Origin of the sequence: Acidovorax sp. ACV01 (assembly GCF_014851495.1) — a bacterium.
In the GTDB taxonomy this organism is placed as follows: Bacteria; Pseudomonadota; Gammaproteobacteria; order Burkholderiales; family Burkholderiaceae_C; genus Acidovorax; species Acidovorax radicis.
Genome location: NZ_JACUZT010000001.1, coordinates 738,767 through 761,748 on the forward strand (window position 1 = coordinate 738,767; position 22,982 = coordinate 761,748).

General features: G+C 59.1%; 17 protein-coding genes. 11 read left to right on the plus strand and 6 right to left on the minus strand.

All coding sequences use genetic code 11. The features are described 5' to 3' along the window. Positions 1-10: 10 nt before the first annotated feature. From IB243_RS03435 to IB243_RS03445, 3 genes are all read right to left on the minus strand, one after another. Positions 11-2,536, minus strand: coding sequence for a heavy metal translocating P-type ATPase (locus tag IB243_RS03435; RefSeq protein WP_370540303.1), 2,526 nt, complete (start codon positions 2,534-2,536; stop codon positions 11-13). Positions 2,537-2,680: 144 nt separating this feature from the next. Beyond that, positions 2,681-4,018 carry a heavy metal sensor histidine kinase gene (locus IB243_RS03440; RefSeq protein WP_192424962.1) on the minus strand — a complete coding sequence of 446 codons (1,338 nt, stop codon included), beginning with the start codon at positions 4,016-4,018 and terminating at the stop codon, positions 2,681-2,683. Then, complete coding sequence (locus tag IB243_RS03445) at positions 4,015-4,701, minus strand: heavy metal response regulator transcription factor (RefSeq protein WP_121420067.1); 687 nt, start codon at positions 4,699-4,701, stop codon at positions 4,015-4,017. The genes IB243_RS03440 and IB243_RS03445 overlap by 4 nt, the downstream gene beginning before the upstream one ends. A 156-nt stretch (positions 4,702-4,857) precedes the next feature. Between IB243_RS03445 and IB243_RS03450 the strand changes: the two genes are divergently transcribed. From IB243_RS03450 to IB243_RS03475, 7 genes are all read left to right on the plus strand, one after another. Further along, positions 4,858-5,196 (plus strand): DUF4148 domain-containing protein, encoded by a 339-nt coding sequence (locus tag IB243_RS03450; RefSeq protein ID WP_192424963.1) that lies wholly within the window; start codon positions 4,858-4,860, stop codon positions 5,194-5,196. 74 nt (positions 5,197-5,270) lie between these two features. Continuing rightward, positions 5,271-5,630, plus strand: coding sequence for a cation efflux protein, CzcI family (gene czcI / locus IB243_RS27410; RefSeq protein WP_370540304.1), 360 nt, complete (start codon positions 5,271-5,273; stop codon positions 5,628-5,630). Positions 5,631-5,787: 157 nt separating this feature from the next. Beyond that, a complete protein-coding gene (locus IB243_RS03455) occupies positions 5,788-7,143 on the plus strand; it encodes a TolC family protein (RefSeq protein ID WP_192424965.1) in 1,356 nt (451 codons plus the stop codon). A gap of 2 nt (positions 7,144-7,145) precedes the next feature. Further along, a complete protein-coding gene (locus IB243_RS03460; RefSeq protein ID WP_192424967.1) occupies positions 7,146-8,762 on the plus strand; it encodes an efflux RND transporter periplasmic adaptor subunit in 1,617 nt (538 codons plus the stop codon). 15 nt (positions 8,763-8,777) lie between these two features. Next, entirely contained in the window at positions 8,778-11,966 is a 3,189-nt protein-coding gene (locus IB243_RS03465; RefSeq protein ID WP_192424970.1) for a CusA/CzcA family heavy metal efflux RND transporter, read from the plus strand. Positions 11,967-12,029: 63 nt separating this feature from the next. Further along, positions 12,030-12,410 carry a hypothetical protein gene (locus tag IB243_RS03470; RefSeq protein WP_044402376.1) on the plus strand — a complete coding sequence of 127 codons (381 nt, stop codon included), beginning with the start codon at positions 12,030-12,032 and terminating at the stop codon, positions 12,408-12,410. Between the two features lie 407 nt (positions 12,411-12,817). Further along, a complete protein-coding gene (locus IB243_RS03475; protein ID WP_370540305.1) occupies positions 12,818-13,453 on the plus strand; it encodes a hypothetical protein in 636 nt (211 codons plus the stop codon). Between the two features lie 32 nt (positions 13,454-13,485). Here the strand turns inward: IB243_RS03475 and IB243_RS03480 are convergent, their stop codons facing one another. Further along, a complete protein-coding gene (locus IB243_RS03480; protein WP_192424972.1) occupies positions 13,486-14,538 on the minus strand; it encodes a DMT family transporter in 1,053 nt (350 codons plus the stop codon). Between the two features lie 68 nt (positions 14,539-14,606). Here IB243_RS03480 and IB243_RS03485 point away from each other — a divergent pair, with 68 nt between their 5' ends. Beyond that, positions 14,607-16,058: a Shedu immune nuclease family protein gene (locus IB243_RS03485; RefSeq protein ID WP_192424974.1), complete on the plus strand. Its 1,452-nt coding sequence runs from the start codon at positions 14,607-14,609 to the stop codon at positions 16,056-16,058. A gap of 23 nt (positions 16,059-16,081) precedes the next feature. On the opposite strand, the gene IB243_RS03490 is transcribed toward IB243_RS03485, so the two are convergent. Continuing rightward, complete coding sequence (locus IB243_RS03490) at positions 16,082-17,278, minus strand: tyrosine-type recombinase/integrase (RefSeq protein WP_192424975.1); 1,197 nt, start codon at positions 17,276-17,278, stop codon at positions 16,082-16,084. 90 nt (positions 17,279-17,368) lie between these two features. Here IB243_RS03490 and IB243_RS03495 point away from each other — a divergent pair, with 90 nt between their 5' ends. The 3 genes from IB243_RS03495 (at position 17,369) to IB243_RS03505 (ending at position 19,653) form a co-directional block, all read left to right on the plus strand. Beyond that, positions 17,369-18,367: a DNA-binding protein gene (locus tag IB243_RS03495; protein WP_192424976.1), complete on the plus strand. Its 999-nt coding sequence runs from the start codon at positions 17,369-17,371 to the stop codon at positions 18,365-18,367. A 72-nt stretch (positions 18,368-18,439) separates the two neighbouring features. Then, the gene (locus IB243_RS03500; protein WP_192424977.1) at positions 18,440-19,018 is read left to right on the plus strand and encodes a hypothetical protein; all 579 of its coding nucleotides are present in this window, start codon (positions 18,440-18,442) and stop codon (positions 19,016-19,018) included. 149 nt (positions 19,019-19,167) lie between these two features. Beyond that, positions 19,168-19,653, plus strand: coding sequence for a hypothetical protein (locus IB243_RS03505; RefSeq protein WP_192424978.1), 486 nt, complete (start codon positions 19,168-19,170; stop codon positions 19,651-19,653). 364 nt (positions 19,654-20,017) lie between these two features. Here IB243_RS03505 and IB243_RS03510 read toward each other — a convergent pair whose 3' ends face one another. Next, positions 20,018-22,972, minus strand: a complete 2,955-nt coding sequence (locus IB243_RS03510) for a Tn3 family transposase (protein WP_192424979.1) — start codon at positions 22,970-22,972, stop codon at positions 20,018-20,020. Positions 22,973-22,982 lie beyond the last annotated feature (10 nt).

Sequence of the window (22,982 nt, forward strand, 5' to 3'; positions counted from 1 at the left end):
TGACGAACGCTCAGTGGGAATGCGCATGCTCCTTGGTTTCTGAGCGGCTTGGCTTGGCGGCTGGCTCCACCCGTGTACCGCGAAGCAGACGCAGTCCGTTGGCTACCACCAGCAAGCTCGCTCCCATGTCCGCGAAGACCGCCATCCACATGGTGGCCGTGCCAACGACCGCCATCACCAGGAAGACGCTCTTGATGCCCAGCGCCAGGGTGATGTTCTGCCAGAGAATGGCGTGGGTGCGCTTGGATAGACGCACTGTCTCGGCGACGCGCTGCAGGTCATCGTTCATGATGACCACATCGGCTGCTTCCATGGCCGTGTCGGTTCCCGCCGCACCCATGGCAAAACCTATGTCGGCCTGCGCTAGCGCCGGCGCATCGTTGATGCCGTCGCCGGTCATGCCGGTGGCGCCATAGCGCTTTTGCATTTCCTTGATGGCATCGAGTTTGGCTTCGGGCAGCAGATCGCCACGGGCATCGTCAATGCCGGCCTGGGCAGCGATGGCCTTTGCCGTGGCAGTGTTGTCACCCGTCAGCATCACCGACGTCACTCCCAGCGCCTTGAGGTCGACGATGGCCTGCTTCGACGTCTCGCGAATGGTGTCCGCTACCGCAAACAGCGCCAGGACGCGCGATTCGTCCGCCAGGAGAGTGACCGTGCGGCCTTGTTTTTCATGGGTGGCCAGCTCCGCCTCCAGCTCCGGACCGCACAGTCCTAGCTCATGTATCAGTCGGTGATTGCCCAGCATCAAGCGCACACCATTGACCATGCCTTCGACGCCGCGCCCAGGCAAGGCCTTGAAGCTTTCTGCTTCTGGACCCTTTACATCCAAGCCCTGGACAATCGCCTTGGAAACCGGGTGGTCGGAACGAGCCGCCAGGCTGGCAGCCATCTGCTGGACTGCGGCCTCGTCACCGGCACCCCACACCTTCCACTTCACCAGCTTGGGTTTGCCTTCGGTGATGGTGCCGGTCTTGTCCAGCGCCACCGCCTTCAGAAGCCGGGCATCTTCCAAGTAGGTTCCGCCCTTGATCAAGATCCCACGGCGCGCTCCTGCGGCCAATCCGCTGACCACCGTGACCGGCGTGGAAATGACCAGAGCGCATGGGCAGGCGATCACCAGCAGGACCAGGGCCTTGTAGAGCGCCTCCAGCCAGGTAAGTCCCATCAGGAAAGGAGTGAGGACCGCCACCGCCACGGCAATGGCGAAGACTGCGGGGGTGTAGATGGAGGCGAACCGATCCACAAAGCGCTGCGTCGGAGCGCGCGTGCCCTGCGCCTGCTCAACGGCTTGGATGATCCTGGCCAGGGTGGTGTTGCTCGACAAGGCTGTGACCTCGAACTCCAGCTCACCAGTCTCGTTGATCGTGCCGGCGAACACCTGGTCGCCAGGTGCCTTGTCCACGGGGATGCTCTCGCCAGTCACGGGGGCCTGGTTGATGGCGCCATTGCCCTTGGTCACCTTACCGTCCAGCGGCACGCGTTCGCCCGGCTTGATGCGCACGGTCGCTCCGATGGCCACCGAAGCCACCGGTGTAGCGGTCCACGCTCCGTTGGTGCCCAGTACCAAAGCCTCTTCGGGCGCCAGTTCCAGCAAGCCCTTGATAGCGTTTCGGGCCCGGTCCACTGCCTTGGCTTCGATGAGCTCCGCAATCGCGTACAAAGCCATCACCATCGCGGCTTCTGGCCACTGACCAATGAGGAATGCGCCGGTGACGGCCACCGACATCAGCGCATTGATGTTCAGCTTGCCGCGCAGCAGCGCCGCAAGGCCTTTCTTGTAGGTGTCGATCCCGGCCAGCCAGATAGCCAGCGCGGCGATGGCCATGCCCACCACCTTCCAGGCCATCTGGTCTGGAGCAAAGAACGAGAGGACCTCAGCCCCCGTGGCGAACACCAGCGCGGCCACCAAACGGGAGATGCCGCCTGCAAAACCATGTCCATGGTCGTCGCCTTCGGCTGGTTCGCCCGCCTGTCCGCCCTCGGAGCCATTGGCGCCGGCCACTGGCTGCGGATCGAAGCCCGCTTTGCGGATGGCGTCGAGGGCCAGCGGGTAGGTGCCTTCGTCGGCATCGATCTTCAGCGTCCGCGCACCGAGCTGAAAGCCCAGAGAGCGAATCCCATCCAGAGGCTCCAGCGCCCGGCGAATCTCCGCCTCCTCGGCGCTGCAGTCCATGGTCGCAATGCGAAACACCCGGCCCTGGCTACCCTGGGTGTCTACCGCAGCGACCACCGGCTGTGGATCGAAGCCCGCCTTGCGGATGGCATCGAGCGCCAGGGGCAAGGCGCGATCCTCCGCATCGATCTTCAGCGTGCGCGCGCCGAGTTGGAAGCCCAACGAGCGGATTCCCTCCAGAGGTTCCAGCGCCCGCCGGATCTCCGACTCCTCAGCGCTGCAGTCCATGGTGGCGATTCGGAACAGCTTGCCTTGGCCCGGGATGCTTGCGGCTGCAGGGACCGCTGCTGCGGAACTGGAACTGCCCGAGGAGCAGCAGGTGTCAACAGTGGTGGGAGGTGTGCTTGTTTCTGATTTCATAGCCCAATTGGAAACCTTGAAGTGGCTTTAAAGTCAAGCAGCAAAAAGAATATGACTGCTTTGTCCTGGGTAAATCGGATTTCTGAACGGTCCGTACCCAGTCGCAGGGGCACAGGATCGACCCCACCCCGTTGAAAACCACCATCAATTCGGGCGAATTTCGATTCCCACATTCGTTACCCCATTTTCTGACGATGCGAATGGCTTGCCCTGATGCATGCGTGCAATACCGCCTACTATGGCCAAACCGAGGCCATGGTTGCTCTGCCCATGGCTGCGCGCAGGATCTGCGCGGAAAAATCGATCAAACAGCTGCGGAAGTATCTCGGGATCGATCGTGCTGCCGTAGTTGGTGACACTGATCAGCACACGACCCTCATCGGTGGTTCTGAGGTTGATCTGGACGATTGAGCCAGAGCTCGCGTATCGAGTGGCGTTGCCGAGCAAGTTCGACAGGGCCCGGCGCAGCAACGGCACGTCGAAGGCGCCATGCGCATCACCAACCACTTTAGCTGTGAGAGCTGCCTCGGACAGCGCGGCCTCGTGGTAGTCCAGTACGTCAGCAGCCACTGATGCAAGGCTCGCCACGGGCGCGCGGCGCGCTCCCACACCCCGATCCGCCTGGGACAGGAACAGCATGTCATTTACGATGCCGGTCAGGCGGTGCAACTCCTCCAAGTTGGACGCCAGCACCTCGCGCATATCCGCCCGCTCAGGGCGCAGCAAAGCCAATTCATTGTTGGCAATGAGCGTGGCCAAAGGCGTGCACAACTCATGCGCCACGTCCGCATTGAAGCCCTCCATTTGTAAATACGCCTTCTCAATGCGCGCCAGAAGCGCGTTGAACTGGTCGATCAGAGGCACGAGCTCAAGGGGCTGCTCGGCGCTGTCGAGACGTTGATGTAGATTGTCAGCCGACACTGCGCGCGTCTGACTGGCCAGTCTTCGGACGGGCGCCAGGCCCAAGTTGACCAGGGAGAATCCGCCCAGCGATACAACGATGGCCCCACCGATGGCTGCGACCAGCAAGGTAAGAGCAAGTCGGTGCAACAACTGGTGGTCGGTTCGAATGTCCAGCGACAGCTGAACGCGCAAGTTCTTTGAGGGAGTCTGGTCCGCAGTCTGTGCTACTTCGAACTGCCGTTGGCGCCATACCGTCTTGGCACTCTGGTTGCGGGCGTGGGCGTAGATAACCATCCCGTCCGCCTGCGCGACTTCGAGCGACAGATCTCCGTGCCCAACAAGGAAGTCATCGAGTTTGTGCGCAAGGTCTTCCGAATCCCCATGCTCCTTGCCATCCTGCAGCAAGTGCCGAATGACGGTTTCTTTTTGTGCCAGCGTTTCCTCTTGCCGATCACGAAAATTGAACTCGGTCACCAGATAAACCATCAGACAGACCACCCCGAGTCCGGCAAAGCTCTGCAGCGCCAGCCACCACGACAACCGCTGGCGCAATGAGCGATGTTGGGCCAACGCCTTCATCCGTTGCGGTCCTCCATGACATATCCCATGCCGCGAATGGTGTGGAGCAGCGTAGTGTCAAACGGCACATCGATCTTGGTACGGAGGCGCCGGATCGCGACCTCCACCACGCTGGTATCGCTGTCGAAGTTCATATCCCACACCTGCTCAGCGATCTCAGTGCGAGAAAGCACTTCCCCTTTTCTTCTCAGAAACAGCGTCAGGAGCAGAAATTCCTTGGCAGTCAACTCCAAACGCTGACCACGCCGGGACGCTTTGCGCCGTACCAGGTCCAATTCAAGGTCCGCCAAACGCAGTTGCGTGGGCTCTGCGGCATCCCTCGCACCATGGGTCCGCCGGAGCAGCACCTGAATGCGGGCGCTCAGTTCGGAAAACGCAAAGGGCTTGACCAGATAGTCGTCAGCACCCGTCTTGAGTCCCAATACCCGATCCTCGACGCTGACCCTTGCTGTCAACATCAAGACCGGCGTCTGCTTGGTCTTGCGAAAGGCTGTTAAAAGGCTGAAGCCGTCGATCCCTGGAAGCATCGCGTCCAAGACCAGCAGATCGTGCACGCCTTCCAGAGCCATGTGAAGGCCATCCACCCCGTTGTGTGCAACGTCCACCACGTAGCCGGCCTCTCCCAGGCCCTTGCGCAGATACTCGGCCAGCTTGACTTCGTCTTCGATGAGCAAAATTTTCATGCTGCCATTCTCGAAGAATCCGGCCTGTTCGTAGTTTACGAATTTGTTATCTGGCTGTTGGCGCCTTGTCGCACTCGGTTTTTTAAAGTATCCCTGTGTCGAAAGGCATAGTCCCGGCAAATCGCCGAGGGCTGATTTAAATCAAGGGACAACACCATGACCGTTCGCAAACCCCTCACGCTCACTTTGATTGCCTTCGCTATCGCGGCTCCAGGATTGGCATCTGCCTCGTCGCTGTACCATCCCGCCGACGGCGAAGTGGGCATGACCACCCATCCCGACCACACGCAGAGCACAATGTCCCGTGGCGATGTGCTTCAGGCTGTCGAAGTAGCGCGCCGGGATGGCACGCTGGCGACCCTTTCACGCGGGGGGGCGTTGCCTGTCAAAGCAACGGGCGCAACGAAGACCCGTGAGCAAGTTCAACAGGAATTTCTCAACATGTCTGCAGCTGAAAAGAAGGCTCTTCAGGACCTGAACGGCGGCGCTCGCTGATTTCTAAACCCAGCGCTCCGCAGCGGCCATCCACGCCCGAGCGCGCCCTTCATGACGCATGCTAGACTTCAAAAATGTGCCGCTTGATCGCCGTTCTTATGCTTGCATTGCTTCCGTTCCAGTTCAGCTGGTCTGCGGTGGCAGCTTATTGCATGCATGAGAGCTCAACCTCGCAGTCGCAGCATTTGGGGCATCACGAACACAAGCATGAAGCCAAAGGCGGGAATGGTCAGGCCGAAAAGTCCAGCCAGGGTGCAGTTGCATTTGATGTTGACTGTTCAGTTTGCCATGGCGCGGGTATCGGGGCCTTGAGCTGGTCAGATGCAAAGCCAGCCTTTTCCCATGACAGCCGTGTGGAGTCTTCCCCAGGCCAGCGTCTGCTGGCTGTAACGCCCACGCCCCCTGACCGCCCTCAGTGGTCCGTCCTCGCCTGATCGGCGGGGGCATCTCACTTTTCTTTTTCAGTCTTGTCCGCCATCGCGGCGGAAGCAGTTGCGTGTGTTGCAGCTGAAGTGACTGACGAGTTGCCAGGCAGCTGCACGGTTGCCAGTCCGCCGATTCCCTCGTGTTTTGAAATCACTGGAGAATCGGATGTTCAAGGGTATTTACCTTCAAGAGATGCCGCACGCATGGCGCGGCGGTAGAAAGATCAAGCTCGCGGCAGGCGCCGCAGCTATATGGCTGAGCGCCTCGGGCGGTGCCTTTTCCCAGGGCCTACCACCAGGGCCAGCCGTTGGCGAACGAGCACCTCAGTCAGCTGCAGCGGCCGCAGCTGAGCCTTTGTCCCTGGCCAAGGCCATCGAACTAGCCCTGGAGGGAAATCCGGAGGTGGCTGCGGCAAAGCGCCAATGGGAGGCAACCGAAGGACAGGTTCTTCAAGGACGCTCGCGCCCCAATCCAGAGCTCGCGTACTCGCTGGAAGACACACGCTCCAAAACACGTACGCAAAGCTGGCAACTCAATCTTCCCGTGGAACTGGGTGGAAAGCGTGCGGCACGCACTAAGGCGGCCGAAAAAACGCGCGAGCAAGCACAGGCCCAACTCGCCGAGCTGCAAGCCACCGTGCGGGCCAATGTCGCTGCCGCTTACTTTGATGTTCTGACTGCGCAGGAACGATTGGTACTGGCCAGAGACAGCGCAGCGCTGGCCAAATCTTCAACGGATACCGTCTCAAAGCGTGTAGCCGCTGGCAAAGTATCCCCAGTGGAAGAGTCCAAGGCCCGGGTTGCCGAAGCCGGCGTTCGCGTCGAACTCGCCCAGGCCGCAAGCGAACAACGCAATGCACTGTCTCGCCTTTTCGCGCTGTTGGGACGGATCGATGCGCCGTACACCGTCCTGGAGGGCAAGGCCGAGAACCTGCCCTCGGTCCCGAGCCTCGTCGATCTCCAGCCCCTGATTGCTTCTTCGCCAGGCGTGGTACTTGCGCGAATCGAGGTGGATCGGCGCAAGGCCTTGACCGACCTGGAACAAAGCAAACGCGTCCCCGATGTCACCGTCAGCGTCGGCATGCAGCGCAGCAACGAGACGCAGCGCAACGTCCTTCTTTTCGGGGTCTCTTTGCCTCTTCCCGTCTTCGACCGCAACCAAGGCAACCTCCTGGAGGCGCTGAAACTTGAGGACAAGGCCCGCGATGAGCTGCAAGCAGCCACCGTGCGCCTGCACAGCGAAGTGGCGCAGGCACGAGAGCGCCTTTCCACGATCACCGCAGAGGTTCAGTCACTGCAGCAGGAAGTTCTGCCCGGTGCGAAGTCGGCCTATGACGCCGCCACCATTGGTTTCGAGAACGGTAAGTTCAATTTCCTGGAAGTGCTCGATGCCCAACGCACTTACTTCACAGCCAAATCCCAGTACCTCAAAGCCCTTGGCGAAGCACACCGTGCGGCGGCTGATATCGACCGCCTGCTCGGGGCCAGCATGGTTCCCGGCCTGATCGCAACGCAACACTGAGCATGACCATGAACACGAACTCCAGCAAATCCACCATCAGTAAAAAACACCTGATCGCCATTGCAGTAGTCCTCGCAATAGGGGTCGGCGCGGGAACTTTCATCTTGCAAGGTGGCGGCAAGCCCAAAGCCGCAGCCACCGAGGACGATGGCCACGGGCACGGCGGCCATACCGAGGCCAAGGGACACGGCGACGGCGAGCACCATGGCAAGGGTAGCGAAAAGGGCCACGACGATGACAAGGGGCATGCCGATGGTGAACACCATGAAAAGAGCGAAGCCAAGGGACCACATGGCGGTACCGTGTTCAAGGAAGGCGACTTCAGCTTGGAAGCATTGTTGTCTGAAGACGGTGGCGAGCCTCGACTGCGAATCTGGCTGTCCGACAAAGATAAACCGCTGCCCCTGAATGCTGCAACGGTCACGGCAACTGTGACCCGCCCGACAGATGAAAAGCAGAAACTGACGTTTGCCGCTGAAAAAGACAGTCTTGTCAGCCGAGAGATCGTTGCTGAACCCCATGCGTTCGACATCGAGATCATTGCGCAGACTGCCACAGAGCCTTTCATGTTCGTGATGAGCAAGGAAGAAGGAAAGATCGAACTGACCGATGCCCAGATAAAGGCTGCATCCATCAGCCTGGACGCTGCTGTGAAAGCCAACATCAAGACGGCGTTGCTCCTTCCCGGGGAGATACGCTTGAACGAAGATCGCACGTCTCACGTTGTTCCCCGGCTTGCGGGAGTCGTGGAAAGCGTCAATGCCAGCTTGGGCCAAGTGGTCAAGAAAGGGCAAGTTTTGGCGGTGATCGCGAGCCCGACTGCTTCCGAGCAACGCAGCGAGCTGCAGACGGCCCAAAAGCGCTTAACGCTGGCAAAGACCACCTACGAGCGAGAAAAAAAGCTGTGGGAGCAGAAGGTGTCTGCCGAGCAAGACTACCTGCAGGCCAAGCAGGCCTTGAGCGAAGCAGAGGTCGCAGTAGCCAACGCCAATCAGAAACTGAGCGCGATGGGCCTGTCCGCCTCGTCGGTAGCAGGACTGAACCGTATCGAGTTGCGAGCGCCCTTTGATGGCATTGTCATCGAGAAGCACCTTAGTCTCGGCGAAGCCGTGAAGGAAGATGCTGCGGTTTTCACCATCTCGGACCTTTCCCAAGTGTGGGCTGAGATCAATGTTCCTGCGAAAGATCTGCCATCGGTTCGTGTGGGCGAAAAGGTCACGATCAAGGCCACCGCCTTTGACGCCTCCGCTACAGGCACTGTCGCTTTTGTAGGAGCGCTCATTGGCGAGCAAACCCGCACGGCAAAAGCCCGCGTGGTTCTTGACAACCCCAAGGGCGCTTGGCGCCCCGGCCTGTTTGTCAATGTTGAGGTGGTGTCCGAAGAAACGGCAGCGCCTGTAACCATCTCGGCCGACGCCGTCCAAAACGTCGGGGAAAAGCCGGTGGTCTTCCTCAAGGTTGATGGAGGCTTTATCGCTCAACCCGTGAAGCTGGGCCGAAGCGATGGCAAGCGGGTCGAAGTCCTCTCGGGTCTCAAAGCCGGTATGCCCTACGCCTCGACCGGCAGCTTCGTCGTGAAGTCTGAACTCGGCAAGGGATCTGCCGAACACACGCACTGATCGCGGAGCGCATACATGTTTGAAAAACTCATTCGATTCTCGATCGAACAGCGATGGTTGGTGCTTCTAGCGGCCCTGGGCATGGCGGCGCTTGGCGTCTTCAGCTACCAAAAGCTGCCTATCGATGCGGTCCCTGACATCACGAACGTCCAGGTTCAGATCAACACACAGGCCGCAGGCTACTCGCCTTTGGAGACTGAGCAGCGGGTTACATACCCCATTGAGACGGTCATGGCTGGCCTGCCAAACCTGGAGCAGACCAGGTCGCTTTCGCGGTACGGTCTGTCGCAGGTGACCGTCATTTTTAAAGACGGAACCGACATCTATTTTGCTCGGCAGCTCGTCAACGAGCGTATCCAGGAGGCGCGCGACAAGCTGCCTGCCGGCATCACGCCAGCGCTGGGGCCCATCTCGACCGGGCTGGGCGAAATCTATCTCTGGACTGTCGAAACCAAGGACGGGGCGAAGAAGCCCGATGGCTCACCCTATACCGCAACTGACCTGCGCGAGATTCAGGACTGGATCATCAAGCCACAGCTGCGAAATGTTCCTGGCGTGACCGAGATCAATTCCATTGGCGGCTTTGCCAAGGAATACCAGATCGCGCCCATCCCTGAACGCCTGGCTTCTCTGGGCGTGACACTGCAGGATGTGGTCACTGCGCTGGACCGCAACAACGGCAATGTGGGCGCGGGCTATATCGAAAAGCGTGGCGAGCAGTATCTGATTCGTGCACCTGGTCAGGTGAAGTCGCTGGAAGACATCGGTAACGTGATCCTCAGCAGCGCCAACGGTGTTCCTGTGCGCGTTCGCGACGTGGCAGAAGTTGGCATTGGCCGGGAACTGCGCACAGGTGCTGCAACAGACAACGGGCGCGAAGTGGTCCTCGGCACGGTGTTCATGCTGATCGGCGAGAACAGCCGGACTGTCTCGCAGGCGGTGGACAAGAAGATGTTGGAAGTCAACAAGAGCCTCCCAGAGGGGGTACACGCGGTGACAGTCTACGACCGTACCGTGCTTGTTGACAAAGCCATCAGTACGGTGAAGAAGAACCTGCTGGAAGGCGCGGTTCTGGTGATCGTGATCCTGTTCCTCTTTCTGGGCAACATCCGTGCCGCCATCATCACGGCAATGGTCATCCCCTTGTCGATGCTTTTTACCTTCACGGGTATGGTTCAGTACAAGGTGAGCGCCAACCTGATGAGCCTGGGAGCGTTGGACTTCGGCATCATCATCGACGGAGCGGTGGTGATCGTTGAGAACTGCGTACGGAGACTTGCCCATGCACAAGCGCACCACGGTCGGCCACTGACGCGGGCTGAGCGCTTCCATGAGGTATTTTTGGCATCCCAGGAGTCAAGGCGTCCATTGCTGTTCGGACAGCTCATCATCATGGTGGTGTACCTGCCCATCTTCGCGCTGACAGGCGTTGAAGGGAAGATGTTCCACCCCATGGCATTCACGGTGGTCGCGGCACTGCTGGGCGCCATGATTCTGTCGGTGACATTCATCCCCGCAGCGGTGGCCCTGTTCATCGGCAATCGGGTCAGCGAGAAGGAAAACTTCCTGCTGGGCCATGCCAAGCGCTTGTATGGTCCATTGCTCGACCGTGTCATGGCCGCCAAGGCGGTCGTACTGACCGCAGCTGCAGTTGCTGTGGTCTTGTGCGGGTTGATCGCCACGCGCATGGGCAGCGAATTTGTGCCCAATCTCAATGAAGGCGACTTTGCGATCCAGGCGCTGCGCATCCCAGGCACCAGCCTTTCCCAGTCAGTCCAAATGCAGCAGCAGATTGAAAGGACCTTGAAAGAGAAGTTCCCCGAGATCGAGCGCATCTTCGCCAGAACCGGTACTGCTGAGATTGCCTCGGACCCCATGCCGCCGAACATTTCGGACGGGTACATCATGCTCAAGCCAATGGCCGAATGGCCCGAACCTCGAAAAACCCGCGACGAATTACTCGCGGCGATTCAGGAAGTCATCGGGAAAATCCCGGGCAACAACTATGAGTTCTCCCAGCCCATTCAGCTGCGCTTTAACGAGCTGATCTCCGGGGTGCGCAGTGACGTAGCCGTGAAGATCTTCGGTGACGACATGGATGTCCTGAACAAGTCCGCAGAAGAAGTCTCCGCAATGCTGCAGAAGATTCAGGGCTCCTCTGAGGTGAAGGTTGAGCAGACGACGGGGCTTCCGATGCTCACCGTGAATATCGACCGCCAGAAGGCTGCTCGCTATGGTCTGAACGTTGCCGACATTCAAGACACCGTGGCCACCGCTATCGGTGGACGCGAGGCCGGCACTATGTTCGAGGGCGACCGCAGATTCGACATCCTGGTTCGTCTGCCTGAATCCCTGCGCAACGATCTCGAAGGGATGAAGCGCCTTCCTATCCCGCTGCCGCGTTCTGCCAATGGGACAGAGGCCAAAACGAACTTCATCCCGCTGGGCGAGGTAGCAACATTCGAGCTTGCTCCTGGCCCCAACCAGGTGAGCCGAGAGAACGGCAAGCGCCGCATCGTCGTGAGCACCAACGTGCGCGGGCGCGATGTGGGCTCTTTCGTCGCAGAGGCTGAGAAAGGCCTGGCCCAGATCAAGATTCCTACCGGCTATTGGACGAGCTGGGGCGGAACCTTCGAGAACTTGCAGTCGGCCACGCAGCGCCTGCAGGTCGTCGTGCCGGTGTCCCTGCTGCTGGTTTTCGTGCTGCTATTCGCTATGTTCGGCAACGTCAAGGATGGTCTGCTGGTCTTCACTGGCATCCCATTCGCTTTGACGGGGGGCATCCTGGCGCTTTGGCTTCGCGACATTCCGATGTCTATCTCTGCGGCTGTCGGCTTCATCGCGCTTTCTGGGGTGGCCGTGCTCAATGGTCTGGTGATGATTTCGTACATCCGCAGCTTGAGGGAAGGCGGCGTTGGTCTTGACGAAGCAATCCGTGACGGCGCGCTCACCCGGCTACGGCCGGTTCTGATGACTGCCCTGGTGGCCTCGCTGGGCTTCATTCCAATGGCCATTGCGACAGGCACCGGCGCTGAAGTCCAGCGTCCCCTGGCCACCGTGGTGATCGGCGGAATTCTCTCGTCCACGCTGCTCACGCTTCTCGTGCTGCCGATTCTTTACCGTCTGGCCCACCGGCCCGATGAGGAAGACGAGGACGTGTCCGCTGAGCCCTCGCATCCCCCAGACGTGTCCGCGTCCGCGTAGTTGAAACGGTCCCGCTCGCTGATCGTGGGACCGTCCCTTTTCTCCAACCCCAAAGGAACTGTCATGAAACTCTCCCAACTCATTCTCGCCCTGTCAGTGTCGATCTCGGGCGCAGCCTTCGCTGCGGACAATCACGGTCACGACCTAAAGCCGATGCACGGTGGTGCTGTTGCAGAAGCCAAGGAGGTCGAGTACGAATTCGTTGCTAGCGCCGACAAACTGCAGCTCTATATGCGCGACCACGGGAAGCCCGTTGCTGTGACGGGGATGACAGCCAAGGTCACTCTGCTGGCTGGCAGCGAGAAGCAGGAAGTTCAGCTCCAGGTCGGCGACGGCAAGCTGGAAGCGTCGGGCAGCTTCAAGGTTCCCGCAGGTACCAAAGCCGTCGTCGCCGTCTCGAAGGCCGGCAAGTCGGTTGCCTCCGTCCGCTTCACGCTGAAGTAGTACACGAAGGCCGGCTGGGGGGATCGCCTTCGCAACGCCTCCAGAGGTGATCCCACTTTCCGCAGTCCGTTCACGTCAAAGCAGCTGACTACATATCGGCGAGTTCGGACCGCCCATCGGCAACATGCCTGTGCTGGAGGCCAAAAAGGAGCGATCCATGTCAATGCAGGCTGCACAGGTCGCGCTCTTTGCCAAGCTGTTCTGGATTTGGATCGGCTTGTTGAGCTCCGTGTTTGTGTTTTGGAGGCTGCGGCGTATCTGGCTCAAACGCCACCCGCCAATGGCGGTGAGAGTCAAGTACAGCCGACGCTTGGCCAAGAGACTGAGGGATCGACAGGCAATGCGTTTTAAACACCGAAAAACACCGAAATCGCGGCACCGCCATATGCAATCCAAGGAGGCAGACCGTGGGTGACGGTACCGGGGTCGCTGATGAAGCTTCAGGCAATACGCAACAACCTCCACAGCAAAAAAACAGATCCATGACAAAAATACCTGCATATTCAGGCACCCGCCGCCTCTCCGTGATCCTCAGCTCTGTGCTGGCAGCTAGCCTGCTGGCGGGTTGTGCTACCTCTACTGGGGCCGATCCCTCCGCCGAAGAGCCATACTGCTACAAGACCAGTAAGGGCAGAGTAGTCGCGTGCACTCGGGTACCCGCCCCCAGCCTGAATGCCGACGCTCAGGCGAAGCGCTTTACTCCCGATCCGAATGCGCTCACCGTCTACGTCGTACGGCGCAACTGGGGAGATGGCGGGCGGTTTGTGAAGATCAGCGCGGATAACGAAATGGCCGCCGAGACTCTCCCCAACACGATGGTGCGCTTCAAGTTGAAGCCAGGAACGCATACGTTCACCTTGGATTTCGAAGGAGAGCGTCAAGTCGCAACCGTGGATGGCAAAGCTGGTGACCTACGGTTTCTTCGGATCGATGGAACGGTTTGGGCATGGAAGAGCACGTTTGTATGGGCGACTGACGGCGAGGATGCTATTCGGGAAAGGGCTTACAAGGCTCGCCTGGTCGCCGACCTGACGGTCAAGTGACCTCGGGGGAGCAGACAAAAAATCCCTGGGGTTCAGTGAACGTGTTGATGGTGCACGTCAGGAGCATGGGGATGAGCGTGGGTCATAGGTTCATGGGTGTGCTTGTGACTGTGGCTGCCCTTGGGCATCACAAAGTGCACATGTGAATGGTGCCCATCGTCGTGCCGGTGGGCATGCTCATGCTCAAGCACTTCGTGTGTGTGCTCGTGACCATGGCTTTCCGCCAAGTGCAGTACCACTCCCGCCAGCATCAATACCCCGCCCAGCAGCATCAACCATCCCGCAGAGCGGTCCCCGAAACCGAAGGCCACGGCAGCACCGATGAAGGGCGCGAAAGCAAACACCGAGCCTGTGCGCGCCGCGCCAAACTCCCGCTGGGCAAGAAGGTAAAAGCGCAGACTCAGGCCGTAGCCAGTGGCTCCCACGGCGAGAAGTCCTAGTGCTGCGGATAACGAAGGCCAAGGCTCCCCAGTCGAAACCGCCAATGCAGCCGTCACTACGGCTCCCAAGGTAGCCTTGGCCATCACCACCTGGCTGGGGTCGCGCTCAGCCAGTCCACGGGACAAAGTGTTGTCTACCCCCCAGGCGACCGTGGCCAGCAACACGGCAAGCAACCCCATCAGCTGAACTCCTCCCTGTAGGCCCTGGTCCAGAACAAGCGCCATTCCTCCTGCGAGCAGCAAGAGCATGGCGGCCCACACGCGGCGGTCCATGGTTTCGCTGTACAGCCACCATGCCAGCGTCGCGGTGAACAACGCCTCCAACGTGAGCATGAGCGATGCGCTGGCCCCGCTCGTGTGCTGCAGGCCCCAGGCCAGGGCCACCGGCCCCAGCGCCGCGCCAAAGCCAGCCATCGCCAGAAGGCTCGGAATGTCGGATCTCTGCACCCGCGCTTCATGCGCAGCAGTCCGCAGCGACAGTACCCCGATCAGGGCCGCTCCTGCATACAGGAGCGCCGCCGTGCTGAAAGCGCCCAATCCAACGCCCAACTTTTGTACCAAAGGCGTGCTGATGCCGAACAGGGCTGCTGCCAGCAGTGCAAACAGGCCGCCGCGCAGGGCTGGAAGGTGCAAAGAGTCGGTCATAGTGCGAGTGATTTCACCATGAAGTCCATGGCCTACCATTGGGTAGCGATTCATGGAGGGGCACAACTATGGAAACCGAGGTGGGAGCGATAGCCGAGGGGCAGCAGATTCTCAGTGGCGATGACGTGATGGAGGCGCAGTTCAAGTTGCAAGAAGCAACCGAGAACGGCGAGCCCACGCAGAAGCTGTATTTGAAGACGTTCCAACCCATCGACCGGGACATGCAGATATGGCAAGCAAGACCCGAATCGGAGCGGCCCTTGCTGGCGACCATCCTGGCAAACAGGATCATCATGTATCCAATACATGCGAATCCACACACAAAGCGCTATCTGAAGCCAAAACATGGTCGCTTCACGACCGTTATTTACGAAGATGGCGCCCGTAGCGATTTGCCAAGCGACCCGCAGGACGCGGCAGCTCACGTCGCATTGAGACTGGCATCGAGCATTTTTGATCTGCCTGGTGACGGGCTTGGCCTTATCAAAGATCTCGACACGGTTTGGCGGGCCCTGTCGCTGGTACAGCAGGCTGACATTCTTTCCATTGGAAAAAGAACAGAAATGCGCCTGGATGGGCGCACGGTGTTTATCGACCAGAGTGAACTGGACAGCCTGCGCCGCGCCTTCAACAGGACCAAGACCCGTGGGCGAAGCCTGATCCAAAGGATCCAGCAGGGCCTCGTTTATGACGACGTGCTCACGAGAATCAATCCCGAGAAGTTCCAACGGATCGAGCGGGTTGCTCCACCTTTGGTGCGGGTACGACGCGAAAGCGCCGCGCAGACCTCCAGTCGCGAGCGCGCGGAGCGTCGAGCCAATGTTCAGACAGTGCGAAAGCAGGTCGATGAGTTGGCGGCCGAGGCACCTACTGAGCTCTTGAAACTACACGCGGAAATCGAGCGAGCCACGCTTACAGCGATGATCGGCAAGTACCGAGATATGCTGGAGAAGAAGCTCGGTGAACACCTCTGGCAACGTTTCTTTGAACAGCATAAATTCGTCTTGAGTTTGGCTTTTGCTCGACCTGTCGAACTGTCTCACACGCAGTTTCATGCTCAAGGATCAGGCCTGACAGGGTCGGGCGCGCAGATTGGGGACTTCCTCTTCAAAGAGCAAGGTCAAGCGCTTGCCATTGTGGAAATCAAAACCCCAGATGCACCCTTGATGCTTGTCACGCCGTACAGGAAACCGCATGTTTTCGGCCCTCATTCAGAACTTAGTGGCGCTATCACCCAGGTGCTGCATCAACAAAGTGAGTTGCGCACTCGGTGGCAGACACATGTTTTCGATAACCCATCTCTGCGCCCCTCCCGGGCGGATGTGGTCAGATGCGTTGTGCTTGCTGGACGACGCCCTATTGAAGAGCATGAACTGCGTTGTTTTGAGGTTTTCCGCAACGCCTGCAAGGACGTGGAGGTGATTACCTTTGACGAACTGTTGGCGAAACTCGAATATCTGCAGCAGCACCTGCAACCAGTTCCCGATGAGGTACCTTTTTATGGCATGTCACGCAACTGAACGACAGGATCAACTTCTCGCGATCAAACCGACCACCCCAGCTTGTGCGCTTTTGTGGTCTGGTCATGGCGCACATCGTCTTCCGTGTGCACATAGATGCTGGTGGTAGAAATATTTGCGTGCCCCAGGTTGTCGCGCACAGCCTTGAGATCCATGTTGTCGCTCTGGTGAGTGCCCGCCGTATGTCTCATCCAGTGGGCTGAGGCCTGCTCTACATGAGAGGCAGCGGCCTCATGGTCAGGACCTAGCGCGCGCAGGCGGGCTGCGGTATCACGGAAGATGGTCTTGACCAACTCGTGCACCGCACTGCGTCCCATAGGTTTAGACCCACCAATCAACGGCAGGAGCAGTGGGGAGGAATCGCCCTCATGAGGTAGAGGTCCCAGGTCATTCGACTTTCGGTAGCGCATCAGCTCTGAGACCAACTCGTCTGTCGCGGGGATCACTCTGGTTTTTTCTCCCTTGCCACGAATTTCCAGCCACCAGCGCTCCCGTCCGTCGGCTCCCCGTCGCCAGTAAAAGTCGCCCATCGAGTTGTTACAGACCTCCGAAATCCGCAGCCCACCGATGTAGAGGAGTGAGAAGAGCCACCGATATCGGGCCGCTTGGAGAGCGAGGCGAGGCGTGCTCGTGGGAAGGGACTCAATCGTTGCGCGTACTTGCGCCCAGTGTTCGTGCGGCAAGAACCTGCTGGTCTTGGCGGGGCGAGCCACTGATTTGCGGCGGCGCAGAGCCAAGGGGTTGCCTGCCAGATACCCGGCTTGAACCAACCAATTGAAGAGGCTGTTGAGGATCGACAGGGCCTGGCGCTGGCTCTGCCGGTCCAGCGGCTTGGCGAACGGACGCCAGTGGGGCGAGGACCTAGGAGCCTTCTGCGCGACCTGCATGACCCATCGATCAACCGGTTGGGGATCTTTCAGAAAGGACTCGTAGACCAGGAAATCCTCATGGGTCAGATCGGACAGGGCCTTTCCGTGCTGGTGCACACACCAAAGCAGCAGTCTTTCCGCCTCCTTGCGATAGCTGGCCAGCGTGGCCGGTGAATCCTTGTAGCGCGCCAGCCAAGCCAAAACCGCAGAGCGGTCGTCATTGGCCGCGACCTGGGGCAGGCCCTGGGCACGATTTCGGCCACGCTCTCCGGAAAGATGAACGGGTAGCACCAAGCCGTCCAAGGGCTCAAGATGCGCGAAAACGGTTGGTGCGACGATCAAACTGCTCATGAGCCGAATTCTATGGACATTAGATTAATTATGTCCAGAGATCCGAAAATAAATCATTGATTAATACGTTATACGTTGTATTATTTGAAAATGAGCGAAGAACCCGAAATCCAAGCCGAAGTTGAAGCCCTGCGGGAGCGTTTCAGCGATACGAAAGCGCTGTACCGCGAGGTGTGCGCGTTGCTGTTTTTCCGGTACGGCATCACGCCCACCGCGAGCAAGCTGTATCAGCACGTGCGAAAAGGCTCCATGAGCGCCCCAGCCGAAGCGCTGGCCAAGTTCTGGGAAGATCTGCGCGGCAAGGCTCGGGTAGAGATCGATCACCCCGATCTACCGGAGGCGCTTAAAGAGGCCGCAGGCCAGGCGGTCAGCGTGCTGTGGACCCAGGCAACGGAGTTGGCACGCGAGGAGCTAGCTGTCCTGCGCGTCGAGACGCACAAAGAGGCCCAGAGTGCAAAGGCAGACCTGCAGGAGGCTCTGCAGCGAAGCGCCGTCCTGGAGACCCAGATACAGACCGCACAGACCAAAGTCACCGAACTGGAGACCCGAGCTCAGGCCCTTGCTGCAGAGCTTGAGCAAGAACGGCGTGCGCACGCTGCGAGCACAGCGCGAGGTGAGGCGCTGTCCAGGCAGGTGGATGAGCTGAAGCTGGAACAATCGAAGAGCAGGCAGCATTTCAGTGCTGAACTTGACAAGGGGCGTGCGGCCATCGATGAGGCGGCCTCCCGTGCGGCCGAGGCCGAGCGCCGCGCGCTTCGTGAAATTGATCGGGAGCGCACTGCTCGAACACAGGTAGACAAGCAACTGGAGCAGCTGCGGGGCAAGCTCGCAGAAGTGGAGCGTGATCACCATACAAAGGTCCTGGAGGCCAACGCAGCCCAGACACGATTGGCCGCAGACCTGGAGAGCGCACGGGCTTCGCTGGCCGAGAGCGCCCGCGTGAACCAACTGCAAGGCGTTGAGCTGCAGCAGGCACTGCAGGCAGTGGCGCAGCACAAAGCGGAGGCTGACACCCTGCGCGGATTGGTGGCGCAGTTTCAACCACCGCCCAGGCCCGCTCGCAAGAAAAAACCGATGGACGGCCATTGATTGCTTGCACGTCGGCCGTCAGTCGGCGAAAAAGCTCCACACAGTATCTGCATACAACCTAGCGACTATCCCATGGCACGCGACGACTTCACGAAACCGACCAAGAATCAGGCTTACCAGCGGGTGGCGGGTCGTTGCTCCAACCCCGATTGCCGTGCCACCACCTCCGCGCCAGTGGGCGAAGTTGACTTCTCCAATGTGGGGGTCGCCGCGCATATTCATGCGGCATCGCCTGGAGGGCCGCGTTATCTCGCAGCAATGACCGCAGAGGACCGGCGCGGCTTTGGCAACATCATCTGGCTATGCCAGACCTGCTCGACGATCATCGACCGGGATCCGGACTCGTACCCTGCAGGAACGCTCAAAGCATGGAAAACATCGGCTGAGGCAAGGGCTCTGATGGAGCAAGGCAAACGGCTTCCCGATGAAAAGGATATCTATCGCATGGCGGCCATGGCCATGGGCACCCGAACGCCTGGGTTTTATCCAGAAGCCATAGGCAACGTGCACAAAGCCTTGGTCGATCAATTGCAAGCGGTGGATCCGAGGTTCACTGTTTCAACGACGTACTCGGGTGGCAACACAACGATTACCGTGGGCGCGAAAGAGACCGTGTCTTTCTCCATCAAGACGTTTCTCCGCTCGAACTGACCTCGGTAATCGAAAAGCTAAAGAAGGCCGTCAACGGCCCAGTCAATATAGTCAGCGAGACCCAAAAATCCACGGCCGCACGTAATTTCCTTTTCGAAGCAAGCGTAGCCGCCATGGCTCATCGCCCAGCTCGGAGCGTGGAGGCGATCTTGAATGCTCGCAGCGACACTGGAATCAAGATCGAGGGACGGAAAATTTGGGTTGAATGCAAACGGGTGACCAGTGAGCAGGCGCTGGAGGGCAATCTGCGCAAGGCCTGTTCACAACTTCAGGAGACTTTCAAGACAGAGATTGGATCCGGCCACCGGGGCATAGTTGCGATGGATGTGTCAAAAATACTCAATCCAAAAGGAGACCTTTTGGTTGCTAAAGATGATGCGGAGTTAACCAGGACGCTGACGCGTTTGCTGCAAGATTTCGCCAACAAGCATTCAGGCCTCTGGCAACGTGTTTACGCCGAGAAGAGCAGAAAAATCATTGGGACAGTCTTCCGACTTTCATGCTTGGCAACATCTGAAGCGAGGAAAATGGCCGTTCAGTGCTCTCAATGGGCGGTAAGCCCGAGAGCAGACGCAACAACAGCAGATGTACAGATTCAAAAACGACTGGTGGAAGCCTTGTCACAAGATCTCTGAAAGATGTTGTGCTCGCTGGTGAGCCCGTCGTGCTCAGGAGGTTCTGTGCGGCCACATATGGAGCGGCAGCAATCCGAAGGATGGGGTTGGGGCAGCTGGTTTTTCCCGGAACTGCTAACCCGGTAAATCGCACGCAAAAAGAGGTGCCTATTTTTTAAGCAAAACTCTAAGTTGTTGATTTTATTGACGTTTGCAAGCTGCTAACCCGGTAAATCGCACGCAAAAAGAGCTGACATTTGAAAACTTGCGCGCGTCCAGGAGTGCGTCTTGGAGCACGGGCGAGGGCTCACGGTGGGGGGCGCAAGGACTTCGACACTGGTCTTGACTCCGGCTGGTTCGCTCGGTAGCGGCTCAAATTACCGATTCACTGCAAACGTGCCACACGCTGCTTGGCTGGGCGCTCAATGAGCGCATCGATGTAAGGATCCATGTCGAACGCAATCGTCCCCCGAAAATTCACGTGCTCGAAGTGCACGGGTCCGATGCGGCGCAGCCAGCTTTCATCTATGGGGTGTTTGGCCACCTTCCAGCGATCCACGACATCTTGCATCTTCATGGTGTTCCAGCTGATCACGACGTTGGTCAGCAGGGTGTGCGCTGTTGAGATAGCCCGCAGCTCATCAGCCCTGCGCCCGCGTGAGACTCCTACACGTCCGTGGTACACAGCGCGCTGCAGCTGGTGTACAGATTCGCCCCTGTTGAGCAAGGCATGCATCTCGCGGCGAAACTCGGGAATGGTGAAATAGTCACACAAAAAGATCGTACGCAGCAACTTGCCCAATTCGTCTGCGGCAGCGTGCACGGGATCGCCCCGCGCCGCGCTGCCAAGGCGGGCGATAGCTTCTCCAGCTGTCAAGCGCCCTTGCCGGATAGAGGCAACCAGGTGCAGTAGGTCCATCCATCCGGCTCGAATCTTCCCAAGCGAGACCTTCCCAACGGTTAGGCGCTCCAAAGCTTCCGGCACAGTGTCCCCCCTGGCCAAGAACATCTTACGTTCCGACAATTGGCGCAAACGGACGCACAGATCGAAGCCCAGCAACTTGGCGATGGCCATCGCTGCGTTGGTGTAGCCATGGGTGTCCACAGCAAGCAGGGATAGTCGGATCTGGTCCTCGCGGCGGGAACAGTTGTGCGCTTCGACACCGTCCACCGCTGGCGCTGCTTGCCGGTCATTGATCACGATAGGCTGGTCATGAAACAGTGCCCAGGTATCAAGCATGTGCACATAGATGCCAACACCATGCTGCTTGCGGCGGTATTCCATACGCGCCGAGTGCAGGTACCGTGACGTATCGAGCGTCATCGAATCAGAGGATGCTTTGTCGCCCTGGCCCCAGAGTTTGGCAATAGGCATGCTTTGCTGGAACTCAATGACCCGTGAGTTGGCCTCCCGCAAACGGCCGCTGGCCTCCGTTGCACGCATGGCCATAGTGACCTGAGACACCTGCAGGCCTGGGATCATCGCGCATACACCTTTGGCAGTGTTCTCTGTTCCGTGTGTGTATAGGGCGCCGTAGACGGCCTTCAGTTCAGCCATGTCTTTGGCTCTGCGGCCTAGCAGAGCCTGGCTAAAGCCGCTTTTTGCGTCGATCTCGACCAGCATGTTGCCAAACTGGGCATCGCCGATCATGTTGAACATGCTCTCGCGTGTCTTGGTGACCTGGGGTTCGACTTCAAGCGCCTGAATCGGTGCAATGTGAATATGCCCCTGGCTGTCTATGGTCAAGGCCCCGTCCTCCACGGCCTGCACCAGTTGGCCGATGCCCGCTTTGACCCGTCCCAGCACGCGCTCCAGGAACTTATCTGGATTGTCCGTCAAGCTCAAAGCTCGGATCAGCGACTTGTGCTTCTCGGCCCACTGCGTTTCGGGTATCAGCTGATCGGCACGGTTGCGATGGCGGCTGCTGTGTTCCAGCCACAGCTTTCCGCCCTTGATCGCTTTCTTCAAAGAAGTCGCTGCGCTTGCTTTGAGAGCTGCAAGAGCAACCTTGCGATCAGGGCCTTCCAGCAGCGAGTGCCAGCTTGGGTCCGCGACCGACACATCAAACCCCTCGGGAAGGCTGCTGATGCCGCGTTTGGACAAATCGCGCAGCGTCTTGAGCAGCTTGAGCGCCTTGTCCGTTTCGTCGCCTTTGATCTCCAGGACTCCGAGGGCATTGAGCAGGGCAGACATACGCGGCGCTTGATCCTTCACCAGTGTTTCGCGGACGAATTGAGCCCGCGTGCCAGCAAAGTTTTCTCCATTCTTGGGTACCAGGTCGCGCATCGCCGCGACGATCTGAGCATCGGTCAACTGCGTGTCGTAGAGAATGTCCTTCAGCTTGACGCGCTCGGCACGCAGATCCACAGCACTTTCGGCCTGCTTCTTTAGGACCTTGCCAGAGGCCTTGTGATAAAGATCTGTGAGACATCGCGCACCGATGTCTGCGGCGAGATCGGTTTGATCCAAGAGGGTGACATGCAGGAAAGAGACGATGCGCAGATCGCGCTGATCCTCAGAGAGAAATTTCGTCGCGGAGGGTGGACGATTGATCACCTCTTGGCTGTACGCCCTGAGACGATTCAATGGAATCGCCGACAGCTTCCACTTGTGAACTTGCAGTGACTTGAGGCACTCGATTTTCTTGGTGACCTCGCTCAGCGTGATCTGCCCGTGCTTCCCTGGGGGTGTGCGCAGCCACTCCAGCACTGTGTGACCGCCAGGCCCTGATCGCTTTGAGAATGCGTGCGAGAGCGCCGCCTGAACCTGTTTGGGTGGCGCGCAGGTGCGGACCGCTGCGATTGCTGCATTCTCCTGTTCAGCAAAGGCCATGCGCGCCATGTCGCGCAGTGTCCGGTCACCAGGCAGGACGATCCGTCGATCAAAAAGCCAGTGTTCTGACTGTTGGATCAGGTCATCGACTGATACCGCTGAGGCGGAAAGCTCCCCCAAAGCATCTGCCAGGAGCGGTTTGGTGGTGTCATCTACTACCGCGAAGCCGACACGTTCCCGAGCCCAGAGCTGGTGCTCGTATCGCGTGTCCTTGTCCTTGTACAGCGAGGTCACCGAAGCGATATCCGTCGCATGCATACCAAGCGCTGAGGTCAGGTACCGCAGCAAAACGGAGGGGAGGCCTGAAAAGGCATCGGGGTGCCGCCCGGTGGCGCGCAGCATGACCAGTTGGACTGCAGCGCCAAGGCGTGCAGTCCCTCTGAACCGGGGCGGGCGCAGCTCCTGGATGTCTTCAATGCTCAGCCCAAAGCACTCTTCGACTTCCCGCTTAGATAGCGATTTTGGCAGGGTATCGGCGCCAACGAAACGTAGGTAGTAGCTAGACAAGCTGGTCCTC